Source organism: Microcoleus sp. S13_C5 (assembly GCF_036700845.1).
In the GTDB taxonomy this organism is placed as follows: domain Bacteria; phylum Cyanobacteriota; class Cyanobacteriia; order Cyanobacteriales; family Microcoleaceae; genus Microcoleus.
Map to the genome: position 1 here is coordinate 154,945 of NZ_JAUBPR010000001.1, position 10,332 is coordinate 165,276.

Annotated in this window: 9 protein-coding genes and 1 tRNA gene; all 10 read right to left on the reverse strand. The window is 44.8% G+C overall.

The features are described from left to right. Positions 1 to 171: 171 nt before the first annotated feature. The gene (locus tag QUA04_RS00640; protein WP_333252807.1) at positions 172 to 882 is read right to left on the reverse strand and encodes a hypothetical protein; all 711 of its coding nucleotides are present in this window, start codon (positions 880 to 882) and stop codon (positions 172 to 174) included. Between the two features lie 29 nt (positions 883 to 911). Then, positions 912 to 1,589 (reverse strand): actin-binding WH2 domain-containing protein, encoded by a 678-nt coding sequence (locus QUA04_RS00645; protein ID WP_333252809.1) that lies wholly within the window; start codon positions 1,587 to 1,589, stop codon positions 912 to 914. A 371-nt stretch (positions 1,590 to 1,960) separates the two neighbouring features. Then, a tRNA-Gly gene (locus QUA04_RS00650) sits at positions 1,961 to 2,031 on the reverse strand. A 151-nt stretch (positions 2,032 to 2,182) separates the two neighbouring features. Further along, on the reverse strand, positions 2,183 to 4,222 hold the full coding sequence (uvrC, locus tag QUA04_RS00655) for an excinuclease ABC subunit UvrC (RefSeq protein ID WP_333252812.1): 2,040 nt from the start codon (positions 4,220 to 4,222) through the stop codon (positions 2,183 to 2,185). A 116-nt stretch (positions 4,223 to 4,338) separates the two neighbouring features. Then, positions 4,339 to 5,091: an amino acid ABC transporter ATP-binding protein gene (locus QUA04_RS00660; RefSeq protein ID WP_333036722.1), complete on the reverse strand. Its 753-nt coding sequence runs from the start codon at positions 5,089 to 5,091 to the stop codon at positions 4,339 to 4,341. Between the two features lie 55 nt (positions 5,092 to 5,146). Next, positions 5,147 to 6,346, reverse strand: coding sequence for an amino acid ABC transporter permease (locus tag QUA04_RS00665; RefSeq protein ID WP_333252815.1), 1,200 nt, complete (start codon positions 6,344 to 6,346; stop codon positions 5,147 to 5,149). Positions 6,347 to 6,362: 16 nt separating this feature from the next. Beyond that, on the reverse strand, positions 6,363 to 6,962 hold the full coding sequence (locus tag QUA04_RS00670; RefSeq protein ID WP_333252817.1) for a hypothetical protein: 600 nt from the start codon (positions 6,960 to 6,962) through the stop codon (positions 6,363 to 6,365). A 46-nt stretch (positions 6,963 to 7,008) separates the two neighbouring features. Further along, positions 7,009 to 8,223 (reverse strand): ABC transporter permease subunit, encoded by a 1,215-nt coding sequence (locus QUA04_RS00675; protein ID WP_333252819.1) that lies wholly within the window; start codon positions 8,221 to 8,223, stop codon positions 7,009 to 7,011. A gap of 201 nt (positions 8,224 to 8,424) precedes the next feature. Continuing rightward, positions 8,425 to 9,510: an amino acid ABC transporter substrate-binding protein gene (locus QUA04_RS00680; RefSeq protein ID WP_333252820.1), complete on the reverse strand. Its 1,086-nt coding sequence runs from the start codon at positions 9,508 to 9,510 to the stop codon at positions 8,425 to 8,427. Positions 9,511 to 9,839: 329 nt separating this feature from the next. Continuing rightward, positions 9,840 to 10,058, reverse strand: coding sequence for a hypothetical protein (locus QUA04_RS00685; protein WP_333158973.1), 219 nt, complete (start codon positions 10,056 to 10,058; stop codon positions 9,840 to 9,842). Positions 10,059 to 10,332 lie beyond the last annotated feature (274 nt).

Here is a 10,332-nt window from a genome sequence, read left to right on the forward strand (position 1 = left end):
ACTTTAAGTGGATAAAAAAGTTTGTAGATGCGTAGGATGCGTCAGAGCGTCCAAACCTGTTAAAATCGAAAGGCTCGATGTCTGACGCACCCTACAACTGCGACACTGGCCTGTGCCTTAAAAGCTAAGATTTAAAGACTAAAGTCCTTACTACAAACCTGCAACTCAACTTCACTTTCCATTTTGCAACTTTCTTACTTCTTTGTGTACGCTCATCCCAATTTCCAAAGCCTCATTCAGCAACCGCCCGTATTCAGTCGCCCGATCGCTCACATCCACCGCCATCAAAGCGGCTAAATTACTTTCAATATTAGCAAATAACTCGTAACGGCGACCGATAAATTGCTGATTTTCCCTGAGAATCCTTTCTGTTTTTAAAGCACAGACTAAACTTTCTCTAGTAATTTTTAATGCCTCAATTGCATCTCCTCGGTTAATTAAATTGGCTTGTAAATTGCCAGCAGCCGTTAGGCGATCGATAATATCTAAAGCCTGAATCACCTCATGATATTTCTCAACTTCATCCAGCAGAACCGCTAGAATTGCCAGAGGCTTTGCCTTAACCCATTTATAGATATTCCAAGCAACAGTAATCGCTAGCGACAAACCCAAAGTTATTTGTAAAACCCTGACAAATATCTCAGCATCGCTAAATGAACCAACATTATGTTTATTAGCCAGTAAAGCAATCGGCAACGAAACAACTAATGTCACACAAAATATCAGCAACTCATTCAACAAAAGAGAAAACAGCTTTTTGCCCTCCCGGAGTGCAGCAGGTCGGTAAAAATCCGCTGCAAAACCGTCGCTCAAAGCTATTCCGCTCAAATCCTCCAACTCCTTCTCAGGAATTTTTAACTGTTCCAAATCCGCTTGTATCACTCTTCAAAATCTCCTTTAATTGGGATTAATTACGATCCTCCCAGAGACATAATTGATTGCCACAGACTCATATAAAAATTGCTGTCTCGGTCTCGGAAGAGTTGAAAAGCTTGTCCCGGTGAGCCAAAAAATGGTCTCAGCGTCCATCCCAACTGAGTGCCAACAAACGCATAGAGTCCCAACCAAAAGCGCAAAATATTTAACCTGATGTCTTTGCCTTCGGCATCTTGTTCAGACAGAAAGTGCATTCCTTGATAAATGAAACTTACTCCCAAAAATCCTGTGATTGCCATGATAGCAACATTCAGCACCAGATAAAAATTGTAATTGGTACTGCTTATGAGGAAAAACAAACTGACAGGTGCAAATCCAAACAGCAAAACGCTAATCATCGCCATCGCTGTCATCAACAATGTCAAATACTGTTCAAAAGTTCGTTTTGAACCAAACATGACATTAAAAAAGTACAGCGTGGGAAAGCAGATAATCAGCGTCAGCAAGTAAAGTGCTGGCAACTTAATTGCTGAAACCAGACATTGCATCCACGTACTAGAGGCACCTAATATCGCTCCGTAAATGCCAAAAAATACGGTACTAGAAATCAACAAACCGAAAATTTTAGATTTGAGCTTGACACCTTGGCGAATTTCTTCAAGAAACTGTTGCCGTTCCCGCAGCAAATACATTACTACTGAAAAATATTTCACGGGATCTCCTTGTGACTGATGCGACTCCGAATCAGTCATAACTCAAGCTGAGTGCGCTCGGCAAGCTTGTCAAATCAGGGCACTTTATGTTAACCAATTATTCTTGCAGATACAGGACTTACACAGAACCTAATTATGTTGGGTGCTCTTCTGCCGCGCACCTTACCGCTATTGACTATCGGCTGGATATTTCTAGTCAAATTCTAGTCACATTGTCTCCAAATTGTATCCAAAAAAGTCATTTGATAGTCATTTCGTAGTCATTTGATACTCAGTTGATAGTCACTTTGACCCCCGACTCAGCCGTATTCTGGGCAATAAAAAACCTCAAACCGTTGATTTCTCGTTGGTTTGAGGTTCTTATAGGCGCAAGCGGGCAGCGGGAATCGAACCCGCATAGTTAGCTTGGAAGGCTAAAGTTTTACCACTAAACTATGCCCGCGCACAGAAACTAAACATACCACAAGTCTCTGGGGATTGCAATAGGCCTGTGCAAAATTTTTGAATACCTCCCTCACAGTGGCTGAATAGGGACTTGCGGCCCGATCGCCCTCTCGCCCCAAAAATCCCCGTCTCCCCTGCTGCGTAAGACTTTACGGGTGGAAATAATCGTAAATTTGCTGCGCCAGACGCGGGCCAATCCCAGAAACTTCTGCCAACTGTTCGGGAGTCGCTAAACGCAGGTAGTCGATCGACCGAAAATGTGCCAACAATTGTTTTTGTCGGTGGTGTCCCAATCCGGGAATTTCATCAAGGCGCGATCGCTTCATTCTCTCGCTTCTTCGATCCCGGTGAAAACTCACAGCAAATCTGTGCGCCTCATCCCGCACCCGGCGCAATAATTGTACGCCCGGTTGCTCAGAATTAGTTTGCAGCGGCAAAGATTCCCCCGGCAAAAATATCTCCTCTCGCTGCTTTGCCAAACTGACAACGCGCAACTCTTCTAGCAAATTCATCTCCCGCAAAACAGCCACAACTGCTGACAGTTGACCTTTGCCGCCATCTATCATAATTAAGTCTGGTTTGTCGGAAATAGTATGAGAAACCGAGGATAAATTGCTGATTTCTGCCGATTCTTCTAAATCGCTAAATCCATCTTCCATCTTGCCTGTTTCTTCTTCCTTCAATCCTCGGAATCGGCGACCGATAACTTCTGCTAAACTAGCAAAATCATCAGAATGACCCGATTTTATTTCAGGATTTTTAATTTTGTAATGGCGGTAGTGCTGGTTGGCGGGCAAACCGTCAATAAATACGACGCGGGAAGCTACGGCGTCAGAACCTTGAATGTGAGAAATATCGTAACCTTCAATGCGGCGAGGAACTTCTGGCAAATCGAGAATTTCTGCTAAATCTTCCATTGCTTGAGAATTGCGATCGCTCAATCTTTGCATTCTCGCCAATTCATACTCAGCATTGCGTTCCACCATCTCAATCAACTCAGCCTTAGTTTGCCGCTGCGGGGTCAAAATCGTAACTTTTCGGCCCTTACGGTTGCTCAACCAATCAGCTAATATTTCCCCTTCTGGCAATTCGTACTGCACAGAAATTTCGCTGGGAATTTCTACAGATTCGACATTTTGATAGTGTTCTTCCAACACCCGCTGCAAAATCGCTCCGGCCTCTACCCCCCCTCGTTCTTCCCCAAGGCTTGGGGGGGAGGCAAGAGAAAGTTGAGATAACTCTTCCCCCCCCGATTGTAGGGGCGGTGCCCCCGTGCCCGCCCTGGGTTGGGGGGGTATTTCCGCCATGAATCCCAATCTTCCGACCAACTGACCGGCGCGAATTTGGAACAATTGGATGCAAGCGTGCTGACTATCGGCCGCAAGTGCGATCGCATCTCTAGAAACCGTATCGTCTGGCAAAGATACTTTTTGACCCGCACTCAAAGACTGCAAACCCTTAATTTGGTCGCGAAGGCGCGCCGCCGTTTCAAAGTTTAAATCTTCGGCTGCCTCTTCCATTTGGGGCTGCAAAATATTGAGCAATTCCTCAGTTCTTCCCTGGAAAATCATCGCTACTTTTTGGATGATTTTTCGATATTCTTCCGGCGAAGTTAACCCTTGACAAACGCCAACGCAGCGCCCGATGTCGTAGTTCAAACAGGGACGGTCTTTAAATAGCGGTTGAGGGCGCTGTCGCAGCGGGAAAATTCGCTTAATTAAATGCAGCGTACTCCGCAGCGCCCCTGTATCGACGTAGGGGCCATAGTAGCGGTCTTTGGCACTACCTGCGCGGCGTTTGCGGGTGATAAAAATGCGCGGGTATTCCTCCGACCAAGTTATGCACAAATAAGGATATTTTTTATCATCTTTGAGGAGGACATTAAAGTAAGGTTGGTGCTGTTTTACGAGGTTTGCTTCTAAGGCTAAAGCTTCTGCTTCTGTGTCGGTGGCGATGAATTCAATTTCGCGCACTTGCTGCACCATCATCGCGATGCGGGGACTGAGATTTTGGCTTTCGCGGAAGTAGGAACGGACGCGGTTTCGGAGTTTTTTGGATTTGCCGATGTAAAGGATGCGATCGCTCTCATCGCGCATTAAATATACACCAGGAACCGCCGGAATTTCTTTGAGGCGACTTTCTAGGCGTTCCGAGTCTTTAACTAACGGCAGAGTTTTTGTGGATGGCATTGCAAGCTATCTCAGCAAAATAGAGACTGATTGTACACTCTTTTATTTTACCTTAATTATGTCTATTTTGACTGCTGCGACCATCGCCAAACCCACGGATTAAACTTGAGAATCTGTTACAGTATCTGAGATAAAAACTTGCGGGTGCGTTCTTCCTTCGGGTTCTGAAAAAACTCTTCTGGTTGGGCTTCTTCCACTAAAACACCGCCATCCATCAACACAATGCGATCGGCAACTTCGCGCGCAAACCCGACTTCGTGAGTCACCACCACCATTGTAATTCCTGTTTGAGCCAAATTTCGCATTACATCTAACACTTCCCGCACCATTTCCGGGTCTAATGCTGATGTCGGTTCATCAAACAGCATGATTTTAGGCTGCATGGCTAGAGAACGTGCAATAGCGACCCGCTGCTGCTGTCCTCCAGACAACTGTCCGGGATATTTTTTTGCTTGTTCCAAAATTCCCACTCTTTCTAACAGTTGCATTGCCACTTCTTCGGCTTTTTTCTTGGGCCAGCGGCGCACCCACACCGGCGCTAGCATGACGTTTTGCAAGACGGATAAGTGGGGAAACAGGTTGAATTGCTGAAACACCATTCCTACTTCGCGGCGAATTGTCTCGATGTTCCGTAAGTCGTGGGAAAGTTCGATTCCGTCGATCGTAATTTTACCTTGTTGGTATTCTTCTAATGCGTTGAATGTGCGAATAAATGTCGATTTTCCTGAACCGGATGGCCCCATCACCACAACGACTTCACCTCGGTTTACGGTCATGCTGACACCGCGCAGTACGTGAAATTGTCCGTACCACTTGTGGACGTTTTCTGCTACGATTACTTGTTCGGGGGCTGTTAGTTGAGTTTCCATAATAATTGTTTTATTTTTTAACCGCAGATGAACGCAGATGAAAGTAGATGAGTTTTTAGCGCTGACCTACGCCTAAAGTTCGCTCTATTTTGCGGCTTGCTAGGGACATTGAGTAGCAAAATATCCAATAAATGATCCCGACGAATATGTAAACTTCGGCGTATCTACCGATATAGGATGGATTTGCTAAAACTGCGCGGGATATTCCGATTAATTCTAACATTCCGAATAGAGATAGCAGGGATGTATCCATGAATAATCCGATGAATTGACCCCCGATCGCCGGAATGACTATTCGCAGTGCTTGAGGCAGTACAATGAGAATTGTAAGCAGGGGTGTATTGAGTCCGATCGACCTAGCTGCTTCTATTTGTCCCCTAGGCACGGCCTGCAAGCCACCGCGCACGTTTTCTGCCAAGTATGCCGCACTAAATAAGGTTAATCCAGCAATGGCTCTAATCACTCTATCCAATTTCGGATATTCTGGCGGCAAGAAAAGTTGCAGCATTACTTGACCTAAAAACAAAATGCCAATTAATGGTAAACCGCGAATAATTTCAATGTATAAGGTTGATAACAGTCTTACAACTGGCAAAGAACTTTGTCGGCCGAGTGCTAGCAATACTCCCAAAGGAAAGGAAAGCACAATACTAATAACTGCTAAAAACAGCGTCAATACTAAACCGCCCCAATCATTTGTTGACACTTCGGTCAAACCCAACCCGCCTTTAATTAGCCACAAAACTATTGGGAAGGAAAGAACCCAAATTGCAGGCATCCAGCCCATAATTTTTGGGTAAATTTGCCTGCCGATGGCATAGCTGGCGACGGCTGCGATAATAATTCCTAAGAGGTAGAGGCGAGAGGTTAGGTCGATCGGCGAAATGACGGCACCCACAACCGCAGCACCGAGTATAATTAGTAAAGGCGGATTCCCAAGACGTTCTTGCCGCTGAATGTTTCCCCAAGTTAATCCTCCCAACAAGGCAATGATGACCGTTACTATCCACAATCGCCAGTAGGATTCGCGGGGAAATCTGCCAACAAAAAATAGCGGCAAGTTGGCTTCTAACACGTGCCATTGAGCTTTGGTTGTTGCCCAAACAATAATTCCTTTAATAGTTTGGAAGGCGATAATTAGGCAAACTACTGTCAGAATGCTGTTGTACCAGGTACTAAATAGGTTTTTGCGCGCCCAATTCCAAGGGGTAGGCGATTCGGTGGCTGGGGGCGGTAATATGGGGATTGTTTCCATTAGTTTTTAGTTATTATTAATTTTTAATACTGTTCGCTAATATTCCTAAAATTTTATTAACATCTCTGAGGTAATACTCTGTTAAATCTATTTCAATTACTTGGTCTTTTAATTTTAGAAATCTCCAGTTAGTCCCGCTAGTGACAGCGCCAAAAATCGCAGGAATATCGTTGCCTTCACGTTCATTAAATATTCTAGCGCCTAGCATTTCTGCTACGCACTGTCCCAATCCGCCATTGATATTTTCCTTTTTGGCTTCTACAATGATAATTACTGGTGCGGTAAGAATTAATAATTCTGGAGAACGACTAATCAGAAAATCGCAATTTCCATTTAATCCTTTTTCGGGATCGATTGTAAAGTCTATTCCTGAAAAAAAGCTAATTTCAGAATTTAACTGTTTTCTCAGTTCGATCAAAATTGGTGCAATAATCATTTCGGAGCGAGCTTTTTCTGTATTACTGCTAATAGCTAATGGCACAGTATAGAGAAGGGTTTCTTCTAAAAAATTACTACTTTCTAACTCTGGAATAGCAGAAAACATATTAACTGCATCTAAAATTTTAAGTTCAAAAGTTTTAGATACTTTTGCTAAACTAAAATCACTGTATGCCATTTTATTCTCCTTTAATCCTACCTCAAAAATCTCAAATATTCAGCAGTTACCTTTCCTTGATTTGTACGGTTTGATTGTACCAATTCATGAACAGAGAAACTATCAAACTAATTGTTAGGTATGTTACCATGATAATTAACATTGCTTCGATCGCCCGACCGGTCTGATTCAACGTTGGAGAACCCACAACAAAATAAACGTCGGGATAAGCAACGGCAACCGCTAAACTCGAATTCTTAGCTAAATTCAGATACTGACTGGTTAAAGGTGGCACAATCACCCGCAAAGCTTGCGGCAAAATTACCATCCGCATCATTGTTCCAGACTTCAGCCCCAAAGACTTTCCGGCTTCCCACTGGCCTCTCGATACTGACTGAATTCCGGCCCGGACAATTTCTGCAATGTAACTGCCAGTATACAAGCTGAGTCCTGTCACCAGGGCTGCAAATTCAGGAGTTAATTTTAATCCTCCTTCGAGTTGCAAGGCTGGTGTCAAGCGGGGGAAATCTAGCCGATAAGGCAGATTTTTGGTCATAATAAAAGCTAAGATTGCACTCAGCCCGATCGCACCTAGAGCCCAAAACAACTGTCTTCCCGGCTTAGCTTCTTCCAACATCACCCGCGCCCGCCACATCCACAGCGCCGCCGCCGCCAAAACTCCAACAGTTAGCAAAATCAACCAAATCTCAAAACCCGGCAAAGCCACCGGCGTTGGTACAGCAATGCCGCGATTTGTCAAGTAAATCGGCCCGCGTAACTGCGGGTTGTCTTCGAGTTTTGGCAGGGAAATGAAAACTGCAAAATACCAAAAAAATAATTGCAGCAATAACGGCGTATTTCGCAAAATTTCCACATACAAACCAGCCAAACTCCGCAGCAGCCAATTGTCGGAAAGGCGCGCAATTCCTACCGTCAAACCCGCAACGGTTGCGAAAATAATGCCGATACCCATCACCCGCAGCGAGTTGATTAAACCGACAAAATAAGCTTGTCTGTAACTGTTGGCGGGACTGTAGGGGATTACACTTTCGCCGATGTCAAAAGATGCTTGGGAATTGAGAAAATCAAATCCAAACGCAATCCCCAGTTGCGAGTAATTGGCACTGAGATTGTCCCAGAGAATGGCGAGCACAACTATTACTAAAATTAGGGCGATCGCCTGTCCGGCAATTTTCCAGAAGCGATCGTCCCGCAGGAGTTTTGATATATCTTTAAATTTGGGCAATTTCTGCGATTTGCCCGGTTGAGGTTCTGGGTTCATAACTGTTTAATGTAGAGCACACTATACCTAACTTTAGCCTGCCTAAAATATCTTGTAGGGTACACCTAGCAAGCACCTTAAAAGTCTGGTAAGCGCGGAGTACCTTGCTGCCTAAAATATCTTGTTGGTTAACTGTTAACAGTCAACAGTCAACAGTCAACAGTCAACAGTCAACAGTCAACAGTCAACAGTTAACTAAAATTAACGGAACGGCGGCGAATAAAGCAAACCGCCATCTTTCCAGAGTCTGTTTTGACCCCGTTCTAACTTGAGTGTACTTTTGGGGCCGAGGTTGCGATCGTATATTTCCCCGTAATTCCCCACTTTCTTAACAACGCGGACAGCGTAGTCGTTCGGGAGTCCCAAACCTTTACCTAAATCTCCTTCTGTTCCTAGCAAACGTTTGACATTCGGATCTGTAGTGCTTGCCACAATTTGGTCTACATTTCCTGAATTAATTCCCAAATCTTCAGCTTCAATCGTCGCAAAAATAATCCATCTCACCGCATCCGACCATTTAGGATCGCCGCTTTTCACCGCAGGGGCTAACGGTTCTTTTGACATCACGATCGGCAAAACAACATTATTCTCGGGATTCGGCAGAGTTGTCCGCTTCGAGACTAGCTGCGATCGATCGGCAGTAACACCTTGACAGCGACCTTCTTGATAAGTAGCAAAGACAGCATTCACATCTTCAAACACAACTGGAGTGTATTTAATTCCTAATTTTCGCATTTGGTCGGACAAATTTTGTTCGGTGCTCGTACCTGTCTGCACGCAGATAGATTTGCCCGCAAAATCTTTTAAACTTTTGATGCCGCTGTCTTTTTTGACCATGATGCTTTGAGAGTCATAAAAAATCACCGGGGCAAATTCCAGTCCGGTAGTGCTGTCGCGACTCGCTGTGTAGGTGGTATTTCGGCTGAGAATGTCGATTTCTCCCGCCTGCAAAACTGTAAATCTATCTTTAGCGTTGAGCTTTCGGTACTCGACTTTTTCGGGATCGTCAAATATTGCCGCCGCGATCGCCCTGCACACATCGACATCCAGTCCCGAATATTTCCCTTTTTCGTCTAAAAAGCTAAAACCCGGCAGTTCGCCGCTGACGCCACAAATCAGTTTGCCACGGCTGACAATTGTATCTATCCGGCTGGAACCTTGTTGCGATTTGCCTTCGGCAGTTGTTGTTGCTGTTGTTTGTCCGGTTTGTGCCGATCGATCCCTACAAGACGCCAACGATCCCACAAATAACACACTTGCTAGTAGCAGAAATCCCCATTTACGCATAGATTTTAGTAGAACGCTTTCCTGACAATCCTACCTTGTAGCTGTCGAGAACTGTGGCGATCGGCGAACTACAACAGCCTCCGGTTTCAAATTGGCCGTTCTGCATCGGGTGCTGCACAGCGGCAACTGCCCCGACTACCCGCCTGTTTTTTTTTGAGCAAGCTAGGAGCCCAGAGTTAGAAACCCGGTTTCTGGCTGGAGATCTCGTCGTCAAACCCAAGACTTATCCTTGAAACCGGGTTTCTTTTCTGCTATTTCTGCCCAGCGCGAGCGATCATCGCCGTTCCCTGGAATATTTATCCGATTTTGATTGAATCCACTCACAATAGCTATGGTGCGAGCCGCTGCTCAGCTAAATCGCGGATTAGGCACAGCCGAGACTGGATGTATTCGTCCAATAAATCTGCTTCTTTGCCATTGAGCGCAGAGTTGCTCTTTAACTGCTTCAGCAGCCACTGTACCAAGGTGGCATCGTCTAAATTGACTAACAGAGTAGCTTGGGTGGTCTCAATTAATGACCAGAGTTGGCGTAACATGACTGGAGTCATAAAACCTCGTTGAGCGTGAATACGCACTTAATGGGCGGGCATAGCGAAAAGCTGGTCTGGGTGTCTTAAGCTGATCGACGAAAAGCACACTCATGTCGATCGGCTTAATGATTATTTTATATTTGACCACAATAACTTAATGTAGTAGTGTCACAAGTTACAACACACAAGATGTTATAAGAGTTCCCAATTCCTTCACATTGAGATAAACATCTTGATAAAAGATTAAAAATCTTTACACGCGATCGCTCCTGGGGGCTGCCAAGAGCTGTCC